This window comes from Streptomyces ochraceiscleroticus, assembly GCF_000720485.1.
GTDB lineage: Bacteria > Actinomycetota > Actinomycetes > Streptomycetales > Streptomycetaceae > Streptomyces > Streptomyces ochraceiscleroticus.
Window position 1 is genome coordinate 43,656 of sequence record NZ_JOAX01000006.1, and the last position, 22,324, is coordinate 65,979.

14 protein-coding genes are annotated in these 22,324 nt (G+C 70.8%); 7 read left to right on the forward strand and 7 right to left on the reverse strand.

Going from position 1 to position 22,324, the window contains the following annotated elements; all coding sequences use genetic code 11:
- Positions 1 to 16: 16 nt before the first annotated feature.
- Positions 17 to 649 carry an AAA family ATPase gene (locus tag IG84_RS0110100; RefSeq protein ID WP_031054067.1) on the reverse strand — a complete coding sequence of 211 codons (633 nt, stop codon included), beginning with the start codon at positions 647 to 649 and terminating at the stop codon, positions 17 to 19.
- Between the two features lie 10 nt (positions 650 to 659).
- Complete coding sequence (locus tag IG84_RS0110105; protein ID WP_031054070.1) at positions 660 to 2,510, reverse strand: ABC transporter ATP-binding protein; 1,851 nt, start codon at positions 2,508 to 2,510, stop codon at positions 660 to 662.
- 156 nt (positions 2,511 to 2,666) lie between these two features.
- Here IG84_RS0110105 and IG84_RS0110110 point away from each other — a divergent pair, with 156 nt between their 5' ends.
- Together IG84_RS0110110 and IG84_RS0110115 are read left to right on the forward strand one after the other, a co-directional pair.
- A complete protein-coding gene (locus tag IG84_RS0110110) occupies positions 2,667 to 3,125 on the forward strand; it encodes a MarR family winged helix-turn-helix transcriptional regulator (RefSeq protein ID WP_031054071.1) in 459 nt (152 codons plus the stop codon).
- 52 nt (positions 3,126 to 3,177) lie between these two features.
- Complete coding sequence (locus IG84_RS0110115; RefSeq protein ID WP_031054074.1) at positions 3,178 to 6,120, forward strand: FAD-binding and (Fe-S)-binding domain-containing protein; 2,943 nt, start codon at positions 3,178 to 3,180, stop codon at positions 6,118 to 6,120.
- Between the two features lie 52 nt (positions 6,121 to 6,172).
- Here IG84_RS0110115 and IG84_RS0110120 read toward each other — a convergent pair whose 3' ends face one another.
- On the reverse strand, positions 6,173 to 7,552 hold the full coding sequence (locus IG84_RS0110120; RefSeq protein ID WP_031054077.1) for an alpha-amylase: 1,380 nt from the start codon (positions 7,550 to 7,552) through the stop codon (positions 6,173 to 6,175).
- Positions 7,553 to 7,829: 277 nt separating this feature from the next.
- Between IG84_RS0110120 and IG84_RS0110125 the strand changes: the two genes are divergently transcribed.
- Complete coding sequence (locus tag IG84_RS0110125) at positions 7,830 to 9,365, forward strand: Gfo/Idh/MocA family protein (RefSeq protein WP_031054079.1); 1,536 nt, start codon at positions 7,830 to 7,832, stop codon at positions 9,363 to 9,365.
- A gap of 88 nt (positions 9,366 to 9,453) precedes the next feature.
- On the opposite strand, the gene IG84_RS0110130 is transcribed toward IG84_RS0110125, so the two are convergent.
- Both IG84_RS0110130 and IG84_RS0110135 read right to left on the reverse strand, forming a co-directional pair.
- Complete coding sequence (locus tag IG84_RS0110130) at positions 9,454 to 10,860, reverse strand: cation:dicarboxylate symporter family transporter (RefSeq protein ID WP_051861579.1); 1,407 nt, start codon at positions 10,858 to 10,860, stop codon at positions 9,454 to 9,456.
- A gap of 230 nt (positions 10,861 to 11,090) precedes the next feature.
- A complete protein-coding gene (locus IG84_RS0110135) occupies positions 11,091 to 11,855 on the reverse strand; it encodes a L,D-transpeptidase family protein (RefSeq protein WP_031054082.1) in 765 nt (254 codons plus the stop codon).
- Positions 11,856 to 12,165: 310 nt separating this feature from the next.
- On the opposite strand from IG84_RS0110135, the gene IG84_RS39720 reads away from it, so the two are divergent.
- Entirely contained in the window at positions 12,166 to 14,322 is a 2,157-nt protein-coding gene (locus tag IG84_RS39720; protein ID WP_078648749.1) for an ABC transporter transmembrane domain-containing protein, read from the forward strand.
- Positions 14,319 to 16,100 carry an ABC transporter ATP-binding protein gene (locus IG84_RS0110145; protein WP_031054087.1) on the forward strand — a complete coding sequence of 594 codons (1,782 nt, stop codon included), beginning with the start codon at positions 14,319 to 14,321 and terminating at the stop codon, positions 16,098 to 16,100. The genes IG84_RS39720 and IG84_RS0110145 overlap by 4 nt, the downstream gene beginning before the upstream one ends.
- A gap of 302 nt (positions 16,101 to 16,402) precedes the next feature.
- On the opposite strand, the gene IG84_RS0110150 is transcribed toward IG84_RS0110145, so the two are convergent.
- A complete protein-coding gene (locus tag IG84_RS0110150; protein WP_031054089.1) occupies positions 16,403 to 17,194 on the reverse strand; it encodes a metal-dependent hydrolase in 792 nt (263 codons plus the stop codon).
- A gap of 154 nt (positions 17,195 to 17,348) precedes the next feature.
- Here IG84_RS0110150 and IG84_RS0110155 point away from each other — a divergent pair, with 154 nt between their 5' ends.
- Both IG84_RS0110155 and IG84_RS0110160 read left to right on the forward strand, forming a co-directional pair.
- On the forward strand, positions 17,349 to 19,862 hold the full coding sequence (locus tag IG84_RS0110155; RefSeq protein WP_031054092.1) for a DEAD/DEAH box helicase: 2,514 nt from the start codon (positions 17,349 to 17,351) through the stop codon (positions 19,860 to 19,862).
- Positions 19,863 to 20,004: 142 nt separating this feature from the next.
- A complete protein-coding gene (locus tag IG84_RS0110160; protein ID WP_031054094.1) occupies positions 20,005 to 20,874 on the forward strand; it encodes an acyl-CoA thioesterase in 870 nt (289 codons plus the stop codon).
- Here IG84_RS0110160 and IG84_RS38810 read toward each other — a convergent pair.
- Positions 20,805 to 22,283, reverse strand: coding sequence for a DUF6397 family protein (locus IG84_RS38810; protein ID WP_051861580.1), 1,479 nt, complete (start codon positions 22,281 to 22,283; stop codon positions 20,805 to 20,807). The two genes, IG84_RS0110160 and IG84_RS38810, sit on opposite strands and share 70 nt — an antisense overlap.
- Positions 22,284 to 22,324 lie beyond the last annotated feature (41 nt).

The following is a 22,324-nucleotide window of genomic DNA, read 5'->3' on the forward strand; positions in this document are numbered from 1 at the left end:
AGGGCCTGCGAGCAGGTCAGTCGAAGCGGATGTGGCGGAGGCCGACCCCGGCCCGGCGGATCCTTCCCCGGAGGGGGCCGTCGGTGTTCGGGGTCAGCCGCAGGCCGGCGGAGGCGGCGATGCGGTCGGCCACCTCGGGGACGGTGCGGCGGTCGGTCCACAGGTGCTCGGCGAACTCCGGTTTTGCTAACTGCTCCAGGCACCGGTCCAGCCGCCGCACGGCGAAGCTCTCGTGGTGTGGGGGCACGTCCCGGCCCGCGAGGAGATGGAGGGCGCGGCCGACACCGCGCTCGCGCAGCCGCCGCAGCACCGTCCGGCGGTCCGCCAGGAGGGCGAAGTGCCGTACGTCGTGGCCGCGGTCGCGCAGCCGGCCGACCGTCTCCTGGAAGTAGGCCGGTTCCACGACCGTCATCGGGACGATCACCGTACCGTCGTGCCCGTCCAGGGCCCGGTCCAGTACTTCGTACACGCCCTGCCGCCAGGCGGGCAGGTCCTGGAAGTCGCCGCGCAGCCCGGGCGGCAGCGTCCGGTGCAGGCCGAAGCCGATGTGCTCGGGGTCGCAGACCACACTGCCGGGGAGGCGCCGCCGGAGCTCGTGCGCGGTCTGCGTCTTGCCGCCGCCGAAGGGGCCGTTGATCCACAGGAGCATGGGCCCGAGCTTAAGAGAGGGCGGCGCGCGACGGGGAGAGCGGCTCTTCTTCGTCCGGTGCCGGTCCGTCCGGTGTCACGTGCGCGTCCCGGCGTACCAGAGCCGCGTACCGGCCGTCGGCGGCCAGCAGCTCGTCGTGCGTGCCGCGCTCGGCGATCCGGCCCGCGTCCAGGACGACGATCTGGTCGGCGTCGCGGACGGTGGAGAGCCGGTGCGCGATGGTGATCGTCGTGCGGCCCGCCGACAGCTCGTCGATGGCCTGCTGGACGGCGTGCTCGGTACGGGTGTCCAGCGCGCTGGTGGCCTCGTCCAGTACCAGCACGGGCGGGTCGCGCAGGATGGTGCGGGCGATGGCCAGACGCTGCTTCTCGCCGCCGGAGAAGCGGTAGCCGCGCTCGCCCACGAGGGTGTCGTAGCCGTCGGGCAGGCCGGCGATGTGGTCGTGGATCTGGGCGGCCCGCGCGGCGCGGCGGATCTCCTCGTCGGTCGCGTCGGGCTTGGCGAAGCGCAGGTTGTCGGCGACCGAGGCGTGGAAGAGGTACGTCTCCTGGGAGACCACGCCCACCGAGCGGGCGAGCGTGTCGAAGTCCAGCTCGCGGACGTCCACCCCGTCCAGAGTGACGCGGCCGCCGGTCACGTCGTACAGCCGCGGCACCAGATAGCTGAGCGTGGACTTGCCGCTGCCGGTCGGGCCGACCACGGCGAGGCTGCCGCCGGCCGGGACGGTCAGGTCGATGCCGCTCAGGGTGGGCGCGGCGGCCGGGTCGTACGCGAAGGTGACGTCCTCGAAGCGGACCTCGCCGCGGGGCGCCGCCAGCCGCACCGGCTTCTCGGGCTCGGTGATGGCCACCGGCAGGTCGAGGTATTCGAAGATGCGCTGGAAGAGCGCGAGCGAGGTCTGCATCTGCACGCCGGTGGTGAGCAGCGAGACGGTCGGGCGCAGCAGGCCCTGCTGGAGGGAGACGAAGGCGACGAGCGTGCCGATGGAGAAGACCGGGCCGCCGAGCTGGAGCACCAGGCCCGCGGCCCAGTAGATCAGCGCGGGCATGGCCGCCATGACGATGCCGATGGTGGCCATCCGCCAGCGGCCCGCCATGTTGGCGCGGATCTCCAGGCCGACCAGCCGTTCGGATTCCTTGGTGAAGTTCTCGGTGAGCGAGTCGGCGCGGCCCATCGTGCGGCCGAGCAGGATGCCGGAGACGGAAAGCGATTCGGTGACCATCGCGGACATCGTGGCCATCTGCTTCTGCCGCTGGGTGGTGATCCGCTTGCGCTCGTTGCCGACCCGCCGGCTGACCCAGACGAACAGCGGGAGCAGCAGGAGGGAGACGAGGGTGAGCCGCCAGTCCAGGGCGAGCATGGCCACGACGGTGGCGATGACGCTCGTGAGGTTGGAGACCAGGGAGGTCGCCGTGGAGGTGACGGTGGCCTGCATACCGCCGATGTCGTTGGCGATGCGGGACTGCACCTCGCCGGTGCGCGTACGGGTGAAGAACGCCAGCGGCATCCGCTGCAGCTTGGCGTAGACACCGGTCCGCAGGTCGTGCATGACGCGCTGGCCGACGGTGGTGGAGATCAGCGTCTGCAGCACGCCGAAGACGCTGTTCATCACGGCGGTGACGATCATGCCGAGGGCGAGCAGGCTCAGCAGTCCGGTGCGCCGCTCCGGGATCGCCACGTCGAGGACCGCGCGCAGCAGGAACGGCGAGGCGACGGAGACCAGCGAGGCGGCGGCCACCAGCAGACCCACCAGGGCCAGCCGGCCGCGGTAGGGGCGGAAGAGGCGCAGGATCCGCCGTACCTGGACGGGCTGCTGCTCGTCCTTGGGCGGCGGGGTCCAGTCAATGGTGTCGGGACGCAATGAGCTCCTTCGAAGGTCGGGGCCGACGGGCGGCTTCCGGGATCGCGGCGGCGGCTTCCGGGGTTGCGGCGGCCCGCGTCGGGGCCCGGGTGCCTGCCGAGGGTAGCCCATTGTTACCTATACTCACAATGAACATGGTCCTGATACTCTCCCGGCATGTCCTCCCCCCAGTCCGGCCCCCGTACCGCCCCCGACACCGACCTCGCCGAACAGCTGGTACGGCTGACCCGGCGGATGCACCGCGCGCAGAAGCGGCACCTCGAACCGCTCGCCCTCACCCCCGCGCAGTCCCGGCTGCTGCGCATCGTGGCGCACTGCGACACCCCGCCCCGGATGGCGGACCTGGCGGCCCGCCTGGACGTCGTACCGCGCGCGGTGACCACTCTCGTGGACGCGCTGGAGGCGGCGGACGCCGTACGCCGGGTCCCCGACCCGGCCAACCGCCGCGTCGTGCGGATCGAACTGACCGAGACCGGCCGGACGACACTCGGGGCGCTGCGAAGCGCGCGCAGGGCCGCCGCGGAGGACATCCTGGCTCCATTGACCGCCGACCAGCGCGAGCTGCTCGGCGGGCTGCTGTCCACCCTGGTCGACGAGCCGGGGCGGCGCTGCTGAAGGACGCTGAACCGATGGGCCGCTACCAAGGGGCCGCCGACGAGGAGAAGCCATGCCGCTGCTGGAGCCGGAGCCGACCGTACTGCGCCCCGCCACGACCGAGGGCCCGGCCGTCGACCGGGTGGCCGACGAGCAGGCGTCCGGGACGCCCGAGCCGCTGCGCGGCGACCTGACCGCCCTGCTCGGCCCGGAGAAGGTGCTGCACGGCCTCTCCGACCTGGTGAAGTACGCCTCGGACGCGAGCCCCTACCGCTTCGTCCCGCAGGTGGTCGTGCTCGCCGAGGACATCGACGACGTCTCGGCGGTCTTCTCCTACGCGCACGGCCACGGCCGCAAGGTCGTCCTGCGCGCCGCCGGCACCTCCCTCAACGGTCAGGCACAGGGCGAGGACATCCTCGTCGACGTACGCCGCCACTGGGCCGGCATCGAGGTACTGGGCAGCGGCGAGCAGGCCCGTATCGGCCCCGGTACGACCGTCGCGCGAGCCAATGTCACGCTCGCCCGCCACGGCCGGCTGCTCGGCCCCGACCCCGCCAGCGCCATCGCCTGCACCCTGGGCGGCGTCGTCGCCAACAACGCCTCCGGCATGACGGCCGGCACCACCCGGAACTCCTACCGCACGCTCGCCTCCGCCACGGTCGTGCTGCCGTCAGGGACGGTCGTGGACACCGCCGACCCGGCCGCCGACGAGGAGCTGGCCCACGCGGAACCGGCCCTGTGCGACGGGCTGCTGGCCCTGAAGGCGGAGATCGAGGCGGACCCCGAGCTGGTCGCCCGCATCCGCGCCAAGTACGAGCTCAAGAACACCAACGGCTACCGGCTCGACGCCTTCCTCGACGGTGCTACCCCCGTCGAGATCCTGCGCGGCCTGATCGTCGGGTCGCAGGGCACGCTCGGCTTCATCGCCGAGACGGTATTCGACACCCTGCCCCTGGACCGCTGCACCTCCACCGCACTGCTCTTCTTCCCCGATCTGCGGGCCGCTGCCGCCGCCGTCCCGCGCTTCAACGAAGCGGGCGCGCTCGGCGTGGAGCTGATGGACGGCAACACGCTGCGCGCCTCGGTCCGCGTCGCCGGAGTACCCGCCGACTGGGCGGCACTCCCCACGGAAACGACCGCGCTGCTCGTGGAGTTCCGCGCCCCGGACGAAGAACGTCAGGCGGCCTACGAAGAGGCCGCCCAACAGGTGCTCGGCGACCTGGAACTGGTCGCGCCGGTCGAGTCCGTCACCAACGAGTTCACCCGCGATCCGGGCACGATCGCGGGCTACTGGAAGGCCCGCAAGGCGTTCGTCACCGCGGTCGGCGGCTCCCGGCCCTCCGGTACGACGCTGCTCACCGAGGACTTCGCCGTGCCGCCCGCACAGCTCGCGGACGCCTGCACGGCGCTGCTGGAGCTGCAGGCCCGGCACGGCTTCGACGCCGCCGTCGCCGGCCACGCCGCCCACGGCAACCTGCACTTCCTCCTCGCGTTCGACGCCGCAAAGCCCGCGGACGTGGCGCGCTACGCGGCCTTCATGGACGACTTCTGCCGGATGACAGTGGAGCGTTTCGACGGCTCACTCAAGGCAGAGCACGCCACCGGACGCAACATCGCGCCCTTCCTGGAGCTGGAATGGGGCCCGCGCGCGACGGACCTGATGTGGCGGATCAAGGACCTGTTCGACCCGCACGGCATCCTCGCCCCGCGCGTCGTCCTGGACCGCGACCCCAAGGCGCATCTCCGTGGCCTGAAGACCATCCCCGAGGTCGAGGCGGTCGCCGACCCCTGCATCGAGTGCGGCTTCTGCGAGCCGGTCTGCCCCAGCCGCGACCTCACCACCACGCCCCGCCAGCGCATCGTGCTGCGCCGCGAAATGATGCGCCAGCGCCCGGACTCGCCCGTCACCGACGCGCTCCTGGACGCGTACGGCTACGACGCGATCGACACCTGCGCGGGCGACTCGACCTGCAAACTGGCCTGCCCGGTCGGCATCGACACCGGCGCGATGATGAAGGACTTCCGGCACCGCCGGCACTCCCCGCGCGAGGAGAAGGCCGCCGCGCTCGCCGCCAAGCGCTTCAAGGCGGTCGAGGCATCGGCGCGGCTTTCGGTCGCCGCGGCCGAGCGGATCAGCGACCGGATCGGCGACCGGTTGCTGGAGACCGTGACCGACGCCGCCCGCAAGGCCGTACGCCCCGACCTCGTACCGCGGTGGCTGCCGGAGATCCCGGGCGCGGCGGCCCGCCGGCTGCCGCCCACCCGTAAGCAGGACGTGGTCGCGGTCTACTACCCGGCGTGCGTCAACCGGATCTTCGGCGAACCGGACGGGTACACGGGCCCCTCCCTCCCCGAGGCCGTCGTCGCGGTCTCCCGGCGGGCCGGCAAGCCGGTCTGGATCCCTGGGGACGTTGCGGGCACCTGTTGCGCCACGATCTGGCACTCCAAGGGGTACGACGAGGGCAACGCCGTGATGGCCAACCGCATCGTGGAAGCGGCCTGGGGCTGGACCGCCGGCGGCCGGCTCCCCCTGGTCGTCGACGCCTCCTCGTGCACGCTCGGCATCGCCCACGAGATCGTCCCGTACCTCACCGAGGACAACAAACAACTGCACGCCGAACTGACCGTCATGGACTCCGTCGTCTGGGCGGCCGAGGAACTGCTGCCGCACCTGGAGGTGGTGCGGACCGTGGACTCCGTGGTGCTGCACCCCACCTGTTCGATGCGCCACCTGGGTGACGAGGCGCAGCTCCGTACGGTCGCCGAGGCGTGCGCCCAGGAGGTCGTGGTACCGGACGACGCGGGCTGCTGCGCCTTCGCGGGCGACCGCGGGATGCTGCACAAGGAGCTGACAGAGGCGGCGACGGCCCGGGAGGCGGCCGAGGTGACCTCCCGTCACTTCGACGCGCACCTGTCGGCGAACCGCATGTGTGAGGTGGGCATGGACCACGCGACGGAGGGCCGGGGGTACTACTCGGTGCTGCTGGAGCTGGAACGGGCGACGCGGCCCGCCTGAAGGACGGGCCGCGTCGTACGGGTGCGCGCGTTCAGCTCTTGGCGCCCACAGCTCAGCTCTTGGCGCCCACGTGCAGGGCCACCGCACTCTTGGCGGGCACGGTCAGTTGCGCCTTGCCGTCATCACCGACCGTGACGGTGTTGCCGTCGCAGGAGTCCGGCGCGGCCTTTGCGACGTTGCAGTACGTACCGGCGGGCAGCGACGTCGCGAAGGTCTCGGACAGCTCGCCGTCGCCTGCGTTGAGGGCAACGAAGCCCTTGTCGCCGCGGCCGAAGGCGATTGCGCTCGACCCGTTGTCCCACCAGTCGCTCAACTCGGCATCACCGACCGCGTTGCGGAACCCGACCAGGCCGGTGATCTCCTGCTTCGCGTGCATGTCCGTCCAGCCGTCGGCGCCGCTGGGCGGGCCCGCGTCCTTGTCGGACCACTCGTAGCCGGAGAAGACGTTGGGCGAGCCGTAGGGCGAGGCCAGCATGAAGACATTCGCGAGCGTGTACGCCGCGCCGTCCTTGTACGTGAGTGTCGAACCGTTACGCTCGGTGTCCCAGTTGTCGACAAAGGTACGTGCCGACCCGCTGCTGAGCTTGCCGTCGGCGACGGACTTCAACTGGGCGATGCTACCCCCTTGGAAGGCGCTCTTGAGGTGGCCCCCGTAACGGAATTCATCGACGTCGCCGATCTCCGTGTACTCCTCCGGCTTGACCGCCTCGCCGCCCCCGTAGATGACTTCGGAGATCCAGAAACCCGGATCGCTCATCTTTCCCTTGATCGCGGCCATGTCGTCGGCCGCCATGTGCTTCGCGGCGTCGACACGGAAGCCGTCGACGCCGAGCGAGCGCAGGTCGTCGAGGTACTTGGCGATGGTGGTGCGGACGGCGTCGCTGCCGGTGTCCAGGTCCGCCAGGCCCACCAGTTCGCAGTTCTGTACGTCGTCGCGGTTGCCGTAGTCGGCGATGTCCTTGCGGCAGGAGTGGAAGTCCTGGTCCTGGTAGTACCCGGGGTAGCTGTACTTCGTGTACTGCGTGCCGCCGGTGCCCGTGCCGGACCCGGAGGACATGTGGTTGATGACCGCGTCGGCGATGACCTTGACGCCGGCCTTGTGGCAGGCGGAGACCATGGCGGCGAAGGCGTCGCGGTCGCCGAGCCGGCCCGCGATCTTGTAACTCACCGGCTGGTACGACGTCCACCACTGGTCACCCTTGATGTGCTCCGAGGCGGGCGAGACCTCGACGTAGCCGTAACCGGCCGGGCCGAGCTGGTCGGTGCAGGCCCTGCCGACGTCCGCGTACGGCCGCTCGAACAGTGTGGCGGTGACGGTCTTCTCGCCGGGCGGGGTGGCCTGGGACTGCCAGGGCGCGAGGGTCGCGAGGCCGGCGGCGACGAGCACACCGGCCAGCGCGCCGCCGAGTATCCGGGATCGTTGATGCAGCATGCGGCTCCTTCTGCATACGGACGCGGTGGGGGACGCGTCCACGAAGGCAGCCACGCGCCTGGCCGCCGTGGGGGGATTCCGCGAGGGAGCTTGCCTTTACGAAGTGAACACGTCAAGGCATTCCGCAAGAATTTCCAGGAGCTTGCGCAAGAGAAGAGTCCAAGAACTCGCCCCAGGAGTCCAATGAGCCCCCTTGTGGCCCACTGGTCTCAACCACCAGGGTCCTCTTCGAGCTTGGACGTATTCGCCGCGCACCATCCGCACCCCGGGAGGGCCCATGCACGACGCACGACCTGAGCCTCACGACCAACACGACGAGCACGGCGGCGCCGGCGCGACCGATGGCGGGGCCGGTATGGCCGATGGCGGGGCCGGCGCAGCCGGCGGCAACGGTACGGCCGACGGGGCCGGTCCGAGCCGTCGTTCGGTGCTGTGGACCGCGGGCGCCGCGGGCGCCGGGCTCGGACTCGCCGGAATGGCCGCGGACACGGCATCGGCGGCTCCGTCAGCAGCGACGCCGACCGCTGCCGGGTCCGCCCCTGACACCGCGGCGGTGCCGAAGCGGCGCGGCAAGACGATGATCGGCGTGCCCTTCGAAGGACGCAGCACCGTACGCGTCGGCATCGTCGGCCTCGGCAACCGCGGCGGCTCCATGATCGACCTCTTCCTCGCCGTGCCGAACACCCGCGTCGTGGCGATCTGCGACCCGGTCAAGGAGAAGACCGCCAAGGCCGCGAAGAAGGTCACCGACGCCGGCCAACCCGCCCCGGCCGTGTACACCAAGGGCGACCGCGATTTCGAGAACCTCTGCAAGCGCGGCGACATCGACTTCGTGTACGTCGCCACGCCCTGGGACTGGCACTTCGAGATGGCGAAGACGGCCATGCTCAACGGCAAGCACGTGGGCGTCGAGTGTCCGATTGCGCTCCGGCTGGACGAACTGTGGGAGTTGGTCGATCTCTCCGAACAGACCCGTAAGCACTGCCTGCAACTGGAGAACTGCTGCTACGGGCGGAACGAGATGCGGGTGCTGCGGATGGCGCACGCGGGCCTCTTCGGCGACCTGCTGCACGGCGCCGGTGCCTACAACCACGACCTGCGCGGCCTGATGTTCGACCCGGAGTACTACGAGGGCCCGTGGCGCCGACTGTGGCACACCCGGCTGCGCGGCGACCTGTACCCCAACCACGGGTTCGGGCCGGTGGCCAACTACATGGACGTCAACCGCGGCGACCGGGCGGTACGGATCTCCAGCTTCGGCACTCCCTCGCTGGGCCTGACCGCGTACCGCAAGGAGCACATGCCGGCCGGCGACCCGAGCTGGAAGGAGACGTACATCGAGAGCGACCGGACGATCTCCCTCGTCCAGACGGCCAAGGGCCGCGTGATCCGCTTGGAACACGACGTCTCGACCCCGCACCCCTACAGCCGCATCAACAGCCTCGGCGGCACGAAGGGCGTCTTCGAGGACTACCCGGAGCGGATCTATCTTGAGCCCGGCCACAGCGATGACCAGTGGCACGACTTCGGTGAGTTCGCGGAGTGGGACCACTGGCTGTGGAAGGAGCACGCGAATCCGCCCGGCGGGCACGGCGGCATGGACTACATGCTGGTCTTCCGGCTGACCCAGTGCCTGCACCTGGGCCTGGTACCGGACTTCGACGTGTACGACGCGGCGACCTGGACCGCGCCGGTACCGCTGAGCGACCTGTCGATCAAGGCGCACGGCATGCCGCTGGAGGTCCCGGACTTCACACGCGGCGACTGGAAAAAGGCCCGGCCGGGGATGGATTCGGAGAAGCCGGCGGGGTGACGGCGGAGGCCGTGGGGGCGTGACGGCGGATGGCGTTGCGAGGTGACGGCCGCCGCCGGGGCCCGGCTTTGCGCCGGGCCCCGCGGGGTCATTTTTCTGCGGGTGCGTCGGCGGGGACGGGGTTCGCTGCGGGGGCGGATTCACCGGCCGCAGTGGGTTCACCGGGCGCGGCGGGAGTGGCGGGGGCTGTGGCGGTGGCGGGGGCTGTGGCGGTGGCGGGCCCTGCGGACGTGGCGGGCGTCGCGGGCGCCTCCCCGTTGAGGACCTTCTTCGCCGTCACGCGGTCCAGGGCGCCCTCCCAGCGGGAGACCGCGAAGACCGCGACGCAGTTGCCGAGCAGATTGGTGACGACCCGCATCGAGTCCATGATCCGGTCGACGCCGAGCAGCAGCGCCACGGCCGCCGCGGGGATGACGCCCAGCGCGGAGGCGGTCGCCGACAGCGCCAGGAACGCCGAACCGGGTACGCCCGCCATCCCCTTGCTGGTCAGCATCAGAATCAGCACAACGGTGATTTGCTGACCTATCGACAGATCGACCCCGACGGCCTGCGCGATGAAGAGCGTGCCGATGGAGAGATAAATCGACGCACCGTCGAGGTTGAAGGAGTAACCGGTCGGCAGGACCAGCCCGACCGCGTCGTCCCGGCAGCCCGCGGCACGCAGCTTCTGCATCATGCGCGGCATTACCGTCTCGCTGGAGCCCGTACCCAGCGCCAGCAACAGCTCCTCGCGGGTGTACCGGACGAACTTCCACAGGCTGAGCCCCGTGACGGCCTTGAGCGCGAGCCCCAGCAGCACGAGGAAGGCCAGCGCGACGCCGTAACAGACCGCGATGAGCTTCGCGTACGTCGTCATCGCGCCGAGGCCGTACTCCCCCACGAGGTGAGCGGTCGCTCCGAAGACGGCGAGCGGCGCGAGGCGCATGATGTAGCCGACGATCGTGAAGACGACCTCCTGTGCCTGCTCGATGAACGGCAGGATCTGCGGCACCTTCGTCTGCCCGAGGTGCAGCAGCGCCGCGCCCACCAGGCAGGACAGGACGAGGACCTGGAGCAGCGAGTTCTCCGCGAACGCCCCGACCGCGCTGTCCGGCAGCGATTCGAGGATGAACTGCGAGGTCGACGGCAGTTGCCCACCGCCGGTCTTCTCGTCCACCGCACTCTGGTCGAGCGACGCCGGGTCGACGTGCATGCCGGTTCCGGGCCCGAAGACATTGCCCGCGAGCAGGCCGACGACGAGCGCGATGGTGGTCGCCACCTCGAACCAGATCAGCGCCTTGAGGCCGATCCGCCCGAAGGCTTTGAGGTCACCGGCCTTGGTGATGCCGGCGACGACGACGCAAAAGACGAGCGGGGCGATCATCGCCTTGATGAGGCGGACGAAGCCGTCGCCGAGCGGCTGGACGGCCGAGCCGAACTCCGGCCACAACCGTCCGACGAGGACTCCGATGAGCAGGGCGACGAGGACCTGCGTGAACAGACTGGTGCGCAGCATGCGGCCTGCTCGGCGAGCGAGCGATCCGGTGGCGTGCGACACGGGCACTCCCTAGGACGGATTCTGGGATGCGAAAACGGACTTCCGTTCTCCGCTGATCCGCCACTATGGCTGAGCCCCATGCCGCACAGAAGGGGTCGGTGTTACATCCAAGAAAATCTTGGAGCTTGCTCCAAGTAACCGCCGGTACGACAGCCTGTCACCGGCCTGTCATCCTTCGGGGTGCGCGCTCACGCCTCCAGGTGGGCCTTGTCGCCCATCACCACGACCGGGTGCTGCGCGGGATCGAGCGTGCGCAGCAGGTACCGCATGCCGGACTTGGAAAGACTCACACAGCCGGACGTACCGCTCCCGTGGTCCATGTGCAGCCAGATGCCGCCCCCCTTCGACTCCCCCTCGGGCCGGGTCGGATCCAGCGGCGAGACACCCTTGGCACGGTTGTAGTCAATGGCGATGACGTAGTCGAAGTCGTGCCGGGTCCGCTTCGCCCAGTACGAGGGCGGAGTGAAGGCTGCGGACGCGGTGTACGGCAGCTTCGCACCCGGGTCGGGCAACACACCGCCCGCGTCCGAGAGCGTGAACACGCCGACCGGGCTGCGTTTGTCCCCCACGTGGTGGTGCAGCGTCCAGCCGCGCTTGCCGTTGTGCGCCTCCCAACTACGCTCCCTGCTCCAGGTGCTGCCGTCCCCTTTCGCGTCGCCGCCCTTCGGACCCTTGTCCTCCGTGTCGCTGTCCTTCGTGTACAGCACGACCGTCGAGGTGGTGGCGTTCTCGCCATCGCCGTAGACCGCGATCACCTGCCGCGAATCGGCGGGGATGCGGGACTGCAGCTTCTGCCCCACGCCGGGTATGCGCGTCAGCCCCGTCGACGGCGTGGCGCTGGGCTTCCCCGCGCGACCGGCGGCCTCCTTGCCGTCGCTCTGGGCACCGCCACAACCCGTCACCAGGACCAGCCCCGCGGCGACCAGCACGGCCGCCTTACTTGTACTCCGCATGGTTCACATGGTCGCACCCTCCTGTCCCGGTCCATCCGGCGAGGCGGACGCGGCTCCCGAACCGCACATCGTGGCCCGATCCATGCGTTCCGCCAGAAAAACGATTGAAAATCCCGGCCATTCCACGCCAACCTTCCATGGCTCTGCCCTGCTCCTGTCGCAGACGCAAGCGGCACAGCCATGCCCTGTTCCGCCGCGCCTGCCGCGCCCGGTGGGCTCCCGGCCCGCTCCCTCCGGCCGGGGCTCCGTACCCGGACTCCCGTCCGGGTTCCGTGTCCGGGCTCCGTACTCGACGAAACGCTTGGACGTCATGCAGATTCGCGATCTACCGCATCCCGACCCGGGTGTCCCCGACGTCCGTACCGGCGGCCGCTTCCTGGTCTGGCTCTACCGCCGGCAACTGGGCGGCCAGTTCAAGGCCATGGCCTGGGGACTGGTGCACACCGGTGCCGTGGCCTCCTTCCCTGTTCCGGTGGGCATCGCCGTCCAGGCCGTCGCCGACCGCTCCGGCGCCGGCCTGGCCCTCGCGGGCGGCCTGATGGTGGTGCTGGGCGTACTGGTCTCGGTCGGCGACACGATGCTGCACCGCGCCGCCGTCACCAACTGGATCACCGCCGTCGCCCGAATCCAGCAACTGCTCGCCCGCAAGACCGCGGAGCTGGGCTCCGCCCTGACCCGGCGGGTCGCGGCCGGCGAGGTGGTCGCGGTCAGCACCGGCGACCTGGAGAAGATCGGGTGGTTCGTCGAGGCCATCTCCCGTTTCTCGGCCGCCGCGCTCACCACGGTCGGCGTGTGCGTGGCCCTGGTGATCTACCAGCCCACGCTGGGCGTTGTGGTCGCGATCGGCGTACCCGTACTGGCACTCGCCGTGCTGCCGCTGCTGCCGCGCGCGACGCGCCGCGCCGACGAACAGCGGGAAAAGGCCGGCCGCGCCACGGAACTGGCCTCCGACACCGTCGCGGGCCTTCGCGTGCTGCGCGGCATCGGCGGCGAGGAGCTCTTCCTCGGCCGCTACCGCACCGCCTCCCAGGACGTCCGCAAGGCCGCCGTCCGCAGTGCCCGAATGTGGTCGCTGATCTCGGCCGTCCAGGTCGCACTGCCGGGACTGCTGCTGATCGTGGTCGTCTGGTACGGCGCCCGGCTGGCCCTGGACGGCCGTATCGAGATCGGCGCGCTGGTCACCATGTACAGCGCGGTCACCTTCCTGCTCTATCCCCTCCAGCACTTCGAGGAGATCGCCCAGGCGTACTCCTTCTCCCGGCCGTCCGCGAAACGGGCGGCCCGCGTCCTGGCGCTCAGCCGTCCGGCCGACGGCCGCATCACGGACCACGCCCCGCTTCAGGGCGACCTCTACGACCCGGCCACCGGCCTGCTCGCCCCGGCCGGCCGTCTCACGGCGGTGGTCTGCGGCGACCCGGACGCGGCGGGCCGACTGGCGGAACGACTGGGCGGCCATCCGGCGAGCGAACCGGACGAACGGGATGAGCGGGACGAGCGTGGTGAGTGCGCCGCCGGTGGTCCGGGCGAGGCTAACTCCGCGAGCCACTCGGCCGACCGGGCCGACGCCGGCGAAGCGACCGCGAGCCGTACGGGCGGCGCGGGTGACCCGGGCAACGCCACGGGTGAGGGCGGCGAGAAGGATTGCGGGGAGGCCGCGGCGGACGCGGCCGCTCCCACGCTCGCCCCTCTCCCCTCCGTGGAACTCGGCGGCACCCCCCTGGACGACGTACCGCGGGACGCCGCCCGCCAGGCGGTCCTGGTCCAGGACAAAGACCCGGTACTGCTGTCCGGAACACTGCACGAGCTGTTCGACGTGCCGTCCTCCGGCGCCGTCACCGCCGAACAGGCCCTGGCCGCCGCCCAGTGCGACGACGTACTGGCCGCGCTCACCCAGTCCGGCACCGACGGCTCGGGCGACCCGATGCACAGCCGCATCACCGAACGCGGCCGCTCCCTCTCCGGCGGCCAGCGCCAACGGCTGGCGCTGGCCCGGTCGCTGGTCACCGACCCCGAGGTGCTGGTACTCGACGAGCCGACCAGCGCGGTCGACTCCCACACCGAGGCCCGGATCGCCGACGGTCTGCACGCCCTGCGAGACGGCCGCACCACGGTCGTCCTCACCTCCAGCCCGCTGGTACTGGACCGCGCGGACCAGGTGGTCTTCCTGCCCTACGGCGAGGTCACCGCGGTCGGCCCGCACCGCGACCTGCTCCGTACCTGCCCGGCCTACCTCTCGGTCGTCACCCGGGAGACCGACGAGGAACGTGCGCGGAAGCAGACCGCCGACGCCTCCGTCCCGCGGAAAGATCCGCAGGAAGACCCGGGTGAGGGCCTGCCCGCAGGCCCGCGTGACGGAGCGCAGGACACCTCGCACGAAGCCTCGGCGGACATCCCGCGGGACACGGGATCCGCCACCCCACCGCACGCCCGCGTAGGCGCGCTCGACTCCATCGAGGAGACGGCATGATCGGCCTGGCGCCGCCGGAGCACGATCCGGAAGCCGCACGCACCACGACCATTCTCCCCGTCGGCTCCCCCGCGACCGTACGCAGTTACGTCGCTGGGCTGATCCGCCGTCACCGAAAAGCATTTGTCCTCCTCGTTACCGTCAATGCCGTCGCCGTCGTCGCCTCGATGGTCGGTCCGTATCTCCTCGGCGGCCTCGTGGAGGACCTCGCCGACGGCGCGCGCGGTCTGCATCTGGAGCGCACCATCGGGCTGTTCGCGCTCGCCCTGGTCATCCAGACGGTGTTCGTGCGGATGGTCCGGCTGCGCGGTGCGATGCTCGGCGAGCGGATGCTCGCGGACCTGCGCGAGGACTTCCTCGTACGGTCCGTCGGACTGCCGCCCGGCGTACTCGAACGGGCCGGCACCGGCGATCTGCTGTCCCGGATCACCACGGACATCGACCGGCTGGCCAACGCGATGCGCGAGGCCGTGCCGCAACTGTCCATCGGCGTGGTCTGGATCGGGCTGCTGGTCGGGGCGCTCGGCGTGACCGCCCCGCCGCTCGCTCTGTCCGTACTCGTCCCGCTGCCCCTGCTGATCGCGGGCTGCCGCTGGTACTTCAAACGCGCGCCGAGCGCCTACCGTTCCGAGTCCGCCGGTTACGCGGCGGTGGCCGCCGCGCTCACCGAGACGGTCGACGCGGGGCGCACCATCGAGGCGCACCGGCTCGGCGACCGCCGCATCCGGCTGTCGGAGCGGCGCGTCCGCGAGTGGACCCAGTGGGAGCGGTACACGCTCTACCTCCGCTCGGTCCTCTTCCCGGTGATCAACGCGACCCACACCCTCAACCTCGCCGCCGTCCTGATGCTCGGCGGTGTCTTCGTCCTGCAGGGCTGGATGACGCTCGGACAGCTCACCACGGGCGCGCTGCTCTCCCAGATGATGGTCGAGCCGATCAGCATGATCCTGCGCTGGTACGACGAACTGCAGGTCGCCCAGGTGTCGATCGCACGGCTCGTGGGCGTGCGGGAGATCGAGCCCGCGGCGGCTGACGAACGGATCACCCCGGACGGCCGGCACGTCCACGCCGACGAGGTGCGGTTCGGCTACCGCGACGGTGTCGACGTCCTGCACGACGTCTCGCTGCGGGTACGGCCCGGCAGCCGCGTGGCGCTCGTCGGTCCGTCGGGCGCGGGCAAGTCGACACTCGGCCGGCTCCTCGCGGGCATCTACGCGCCGCGCACGGGCCGGATCACCCTGGGCGGCGCCGAGCTGTCCCGGATGCCGGCGGAACGGGTACGCGCCCACGTGGCGCTGGTCAACCAGGAACACCACGTCTTCGTGGGCTCGCTGCGCGACAACCTGCTGCTGGCCCGCACGGGCGCCGACGACGCGGAGCTGTGGGCCGCGCTGGGCGCGGTGGACGCGGACGGCTGGGCACGCGGGCTGGCGGAGGGACTGGACACGGAGGTCGGCTCGGGCGGACATGCCCTGACTCCGGCGCAAGCTCAGCAGATCGCGCTGGCCCGGCTGGTCCTGGCGGACCCGCACACGCTGGTACTGGACGAGGCAACCTCGCTGCTGGACCCGCGGGCCGCCCGTCATCTGGAGCGCTCGCTGGGCAAGGTGCTCGACGGCCGTACGGTCGTCGCCATCGCCCACCGGCTGCACACCGCCCATGACGCGGACGTCATCGCCGTGGTCGAGGACGGCCGCATCACCGAGCTCGGCAGCCATGACGCGCTGGTGTCCGCCGACGGCCCCTACGCCGCCCTCTGGCGCTCCTGGCACGCCTGATCCACTCGTCCTGCCTGTGCTCTCCAGGGGCCGATGACCTCCAGGGAGCACGGCCGGGGAACTCCGGCCGGAGGAGGCGGACCCCCGCGTCCGGGCGTCAGGCCGCTCGCTCGGGGCCCGGCGCCCTGGCCGGCCGACCGGCCCGGCCGGCCCGCCCAGGCCGGCTGAGCTACTCCGCCCGATCGAGCCACTCGGACCGGCAAGGCCACTCGAGCTGGCTGGACCGCCCGGCTCAGCGAGGCCGGCCCGGGGGCTCGGAGCGCCGAGGGCGCCCGGTTTGCCGCGGGCTCCGTGCCCAAGGGCTACAGGAAGCCGAGGGCCGTCAGGCCGCCTATGCCGCCGAGGAGGGTGAAGACCGGCATCAGGACCTTCAGCTCCACCCAGCTGCCGGCGCGGAAGCGCATGCCCTTCGGCGGACCGACCGGGTACCAGCGCTTGCGGCCTATCGGGATGGGCCACATGATCGGGCAGCCCGAGACGGTCAGGGCGTCGCCGATGTCGTGCACCAGCGCGCCCAGCACGATCGGCAGGCCCAGCCAGAGGTACCCCTGGCCCGGGTCCGTGAAGAGCCAGTGCGAGCCGTTCCCCGGCTGGTCCAGCACCCCGGCGAGAATCCACGCCGAGGCCGCGCCGAGCAGCCACACCAGCACATCGCTGGAGACCCGCGCCGCCCGCCACAGCAGCCCTTCGATGGCGAGGACCATGTGTACAAAGAGGATGGCGAGCACCGCCCAGCGGCCACCCTGCACGGCCAGTACTGACATGCCCGCGCCGACGAGCACCGCCCACAGCCAGGTGTGGGTCAAGGTGCGGTGACCACCGGAACGGCGTGCGTCGCCCTTCATCCGAGTGGCTTTGTAGACGGCGTGGGAGATGTTGTCGACGACCTCGCACAGTCCCCGGGACAACGGGCCGAAGGCGCGCGAGATCGTGGCCGCCTTGTGATCCAGGTCGGGGGCGAGGGCCGCACCGGCACAGATCAGCGCGCCGACGACAACCACCGGCCAGGGCATCGGGTGCCCCGCGGCGCCGGCCGCCGCGCCCACCCCCAGCCAGGCCGCGGCCCCGGACAGCGAGTGCGCCGGTCCCATCATGGTTGTTCCCCACCCCTTGTCGTCTTTGTTCTCGCCCCGGCGACGGGTGTTCGCGCGCCGGTGACGTGTGGTCGGCGACACAGCGTAGCGCCCGATGATCATCGCAGAACCCGCCGGTTCCCGCTTCCGGGGTGAAGGAAGGCAGTATGGGGGCGTGACCCTCATCGATCATCTGCCGAACGACGCCGACCCCGATGCCCTCTTCGAAGCCTTTTCGACCTGGGCCGAGCAGCAGGGCATCTCGCTCTACCCTGCCCAGGAAGAGGCAATGATCGAGGTGGTCTCGGGGGCGAACGTCATCCTGTCCACCCCCACCGGCTCCGGTAAGAGTCTGGTCGCGGCGGGCGCGCACTTCACCGCCCTGGCCAAGGACCAGGTCACCTTCTACACCGCCCCCATCAAGGCGCTGGTCTCGGAGAAGTTCTTCGACCTGTGCAAGCTCTTCGGCACCGAGAACGTCGGCATGCTCACCGGCGATGCCTCCGTCAACGCCGACGCACCCGTCATCTGCTGCACCGCCGAGGTACTGGCCTCGATCGCACTGCGGGACGGCAGGGACGCGGACGTCGGCCAGGTCGTCATGGACGAGTTCCATTTCTACGCCGAGCCGGACCGCGGCTGGGCCTGGCAGATTCCGCTGCTGGAGCTGCCGCAGGCCCAGTTCATCCTGATGTCGGCGACGCTCGGCGACGTCTCGATGTTCGAGAAGGACCTGACCCGGCGTACGGGCAATCCCACCTCGGTCGTCCGGTCCGCGACGCGCCCCGTGCCGCTGTCGTACGAGTACCGCTCGACACCGATGACGGAGACGCTGACCGAGCTGCTGGAGACGCACCAGGCACCGGTCTACATCGTGCACTTCACGCAGGCCGCGGCCGTGGAACGGGCGCAGGCGCTGATGAGCATCAACATGTGCACGCGGGCCGAGAAGGACGAGATTGCCAAGCTGATCGGCAATTTCCGCTTCACCACCAAATTCGGGCAGAACCTCTCGCGGTACGTGCGGCACGGGATCGGCGTGCACCACGCCGGCATGCTGCCCAAGTACCGGCGTCTGGTGGAGAAGCTGGCCCAGGCGGGTCTGCTGAAGGTGATCTGCGGGACGGACACGCTCGGCGTCGGGGTGAATGTCCCGATCCGCACCGTGTTGTTCACCGCGCTGACGAAGTACGACGGAAGCCGGGTGCGCACGCTGCGGGCCCGCGAATTCCACCAGATCGCCGGCCGGGCCGGACGGGCCGGCTTCGACACCGCGGGCTTCGTCGTCGCCCAGGCGCCCGAGCACGTCATCGAGAACGAGAAGGCGCTCGCAAAGGCGGGCGACGACCCGAAGAAGCGCCGGAAGGTCGTCCGGAAGAAGGCCCCCGAGGGCTTCGTCAACTGGGGCCAGAACACCTTCGAGAAGCTGATCGCCTCCGAGCCGGAGCCGCTGACCTCCCGCTTCCGCGTCACCCACGCGATGCTGCTCTCCGTCATCGCCCGGCCCGGCAACGCCTTCGAGGCCATGCGCCGCCTGCTGGAGGACAACCACGAGTCGCGCAGGAACCAACTGCGGCACATCCGGCGCGCCATCGCCATCTACCGCTCGCTGCTGGACGGCGGGATCGTGGAGCGCCTGGACGAGCCGGACGCCGAGGGCCGGATCGTCCGGCTCACCGTGGACCTGCAGCAGGACTTCGCGCTCAACCAGCCGCTGTCCACCTTCGCGCTGGCCGCCTTCGACCTGCTCGACCCCGAGTCGCCCTCCTACGCGCTCGACATGGTCTCGGTCGTGGAGTCCACCCTGGACGACCCGCGGCAGATCCTGGCCGCGCAGCAGAACAAGGCCAAGGGCGAGGCGGTCGCCCAGATGAAGGCCGACGGCGTCGAGTACGAGGACCGCATGGAGCGCCTCATGGACGTCGAGTATCCCAAGCCGCTGGACGAGCTGCTCTCCCACGCCTACGGCCTCTACCGGCGCAGCCACCCGTGGGTCGGCGACCACCCGCTGTCGCCCAAGTCGGTCATCCGCGACATGTACGAGCGGGCCATGACCTTCACGGAGTTCGTCTCGTTCTACGAACTGGCCCGGACCGAGGGCATCGTGCTGCGCTACCTCGCGAGCGCGTACAAGGCCCTGGATCACACCGTGCCCGACGACCTGAAGTCCGAGGACTTCGAGGACATCATCGCCTGGCTCGGCGAGATGGTCCGCCAGGTCGACTCCAGCCTCCTGGACGAGTGGGAACAGCTCGCCAACCCCGAGGCGGAAACGGCCGAGGAGGCCATGGAGCACGCGGACGAGGTCAAGCCGGTCACGACCAACGTCCGCGCCTTCCGCGTGCTCGTCCGCAACGCGATGTTCCGCCGGGTCGAGCTCGCGGCGCTGGACAAGGTCGAGGAACTGGGCGAGCTGGACGCCGACTCCGGGTGGGACGAGGACGCCTGGGCGGACGCGATGGACGCCTACTGGGACGAGTACGAAGACCTGGGCACCGGCCCGGACGCGCGCGGCCCCAAGCTCCTGCAGATCGAGGAGGACCCCGCGCACGGACTGTGGCGGGTCCGGCAGACGTTTGCCGACCCGAACGGCGACCACGACTGGGGCATCTCCGCCGAGGTGGATCTCGCCGCCTCGGACGAGGAGGGACGCGCGGTCGTGCGCGTCACCTCGGTGGGTCAGCTCTGACCATGGAAGCCTGCTCGGTACTGACGGTGGGCGCCCGCCCGGTTCCGACCGTGGGCGCCTGCTCAGGTCCCACCGTGGGTCTCGTGCCGGCCGAGCGCCTCTGCCCCGACTCCTCTCCGACACCGAGGAAGGACGCCCGTAGATGACCAATCCGGCGGAAAAGCTGGTCGACCTGCTCGATCTGGAACAGATCGAGGTGAACATCTTCCGCGGCCGCAGCCCCCAGGAATCCCTGCAGCGGGTCTTCGGCGGCCAGGTCGCCGGGCAGGCGCTGGTGGCCGCCGGACGGACCACGGAAGGCGACCGGCCGGTCCACTCACTGCACGCGTACTTCCTGCGGCCGGGCCGTCCCGGGGTGCCGATCGTGTACCAGGTCGAGCGGGTGCGTGACGGGCGTTCCTTCACCACGCGCCGGGTCGTGGCCGTCCAGCAGGGGCGCACGATCTTCAATTTGACCGCCTCCTTTCACAAGCCCGAGCCGGGCTTCGAGCATCAACTTCAGATCGGCCGGGCAGTACCGGCTCCCGAGGACCTGCCGACGGTGGCCGAGGAGGTCCGCGAGCACCTCGGCGGACTGCCCGAGGCGCTGGAGCGGATGGCCCGCCGCCAGCCCTTCGACATCCGCTACGTCGACCGCCTGCGGTGGAAGCCGGAGGAGATCGAGGGGGCGGAACCGCGCAGTGCCGTGTGGATGCGGGCGGTCGGGCCGCTGGGTGACGACCCGCTCGTCCATACCTGCGCGCTGACGTACGCCAGCGACATGACGCTGCTGGATGCCGTGCGCATCCCGATCGAGCCCCTGTGGGGTCCGCGCGGGTTCGACATGGCGTCCCTGGATCACGCGATGTGGTTCCACCGGCCGTTCCGCGCGGACGAGTGGTTCCTCTACGACCAGGAGTCGCCGATCGCCACCGGCGGCCGGGGCCTGGCCCGTGGCCGTATCTACGACCGTGAGGGCAGGCTGCTCGTCTCGGTCGTCCAGGAAGGGCTCTTCCGCAAGCTCGGCGACTGAGGACGGGAGCGACCGGCGAAGCCCCGGCCCCGGCCGGGCGGGGGCGCGCCGGGCCGATCGGCCGACGGCCGCCGGGCCGGGGACGGTCCGGCCGTCTCGCCGGTCCTTCCGGCCCGCCGCCGGGCGAACAACGAGCCGGGCCTGTCGGTACCGGACCGGGTCGGGACGCCGCCGGTAGCTGCGGTCCTCGGCCGGGTGCGGGAGGTGGTCGCGGTACCTGTCCGTGCGCGGATGAGGCGAGCGCGGCGCGCGGCTGCCTCGGGGGCGAGTGCTCCACCGGGCTCATTGGGCGTGGTTACCGCTCCGCTTGGCATCCCGTCGGGACTGTTGGGCGCGGTTTGCTCATGGGGCGGCGCTTCATCGGGGCCGTGAAGCACAGCGACCTCGTCGCTTGGCGCTCCACCGGAGTCGTTGTGATCTGCGAGCTTGTGGACCAGCGCTTCGGCGGGAGCGGACACGTTGCCGCGATTCGTCGCTCCCATGCGGCTCGCAGTCGCGGAGCTCGCCGTGGCAGGGCTCACCATGTCAGGGTCGGCTGCCATAGGGCCCGTTGCCACACAGAGATCTTCTCCGTACGGCTCCTGAAGGCGGGATTCGTCGAAGGCCGGGCGCGGAGGGGCGGCGCCGGGGCGGGACAGGGGCGGTGCCGGGTGTTCCTGGCGGGCCGCGTCCAGTTGCCGGGAGAGGCTGATGCGGTACCACATCACCTCGTCGAACTCCTCGGCCGTCTCCGCGCGTTCGACCGCCTCACGGGTGCGGTTCGTGTTCGCCCCGGCCGACGACAGGCGTGGCCTCAGCTTGCGCAGCCAGGCCCGCTCCGCGGGGTCACGGACCAGCGACGCCAGCTCTTCCGGCGGCAGTACGGCGGCAATGACGGCCGAGACCGCCCAGGAGCCGTCCGCCTCCTCCACGAGCTGGGCCACCCGCCGACTCCGCCACAGCCTGCCCCGCCAGTCCTGTCCGCGGGTCAGCAGCTCGCGCATCGGCGGCGGAGTGGGCCCGTGGATGAGACTGAACTCCCTGCCCGCAAAAGCCTGGAGCTCCGCCGCGAGGTACTGCCACACGATCGCGCCGTAGCGGTTCACATAAAAGCGGACAGGGCCGAAGCAGCCCGCCCGGGCCAGACGCAGGAACCTGCCGGGGGCGATGCCCAGCAGTTCGGCGCCCTCTGTCGCGCCGACGACGCGGATCCGCTCACGCAGCGTGTCCGGGAATCCTTCTTCCTCCCGCAGCCGCTCGACCTCCGCCGCCGGCACCCGCCGCCGGCCGGGCGCGCCGCCCGGCCCCGGCAGGACCGTGATTACTTCCTCGAGCTGCGTGGCGAGCTCGAACTCACCTGTCTTCAGACCTAGTTCACGAGCCGCCCGCCCCATCGCGAGCGTCTCGGAACCGTCGTACATCGCGGTCATGTCGCACTCCCCCGCTACAGTCCAATCACTGACAGTCACGA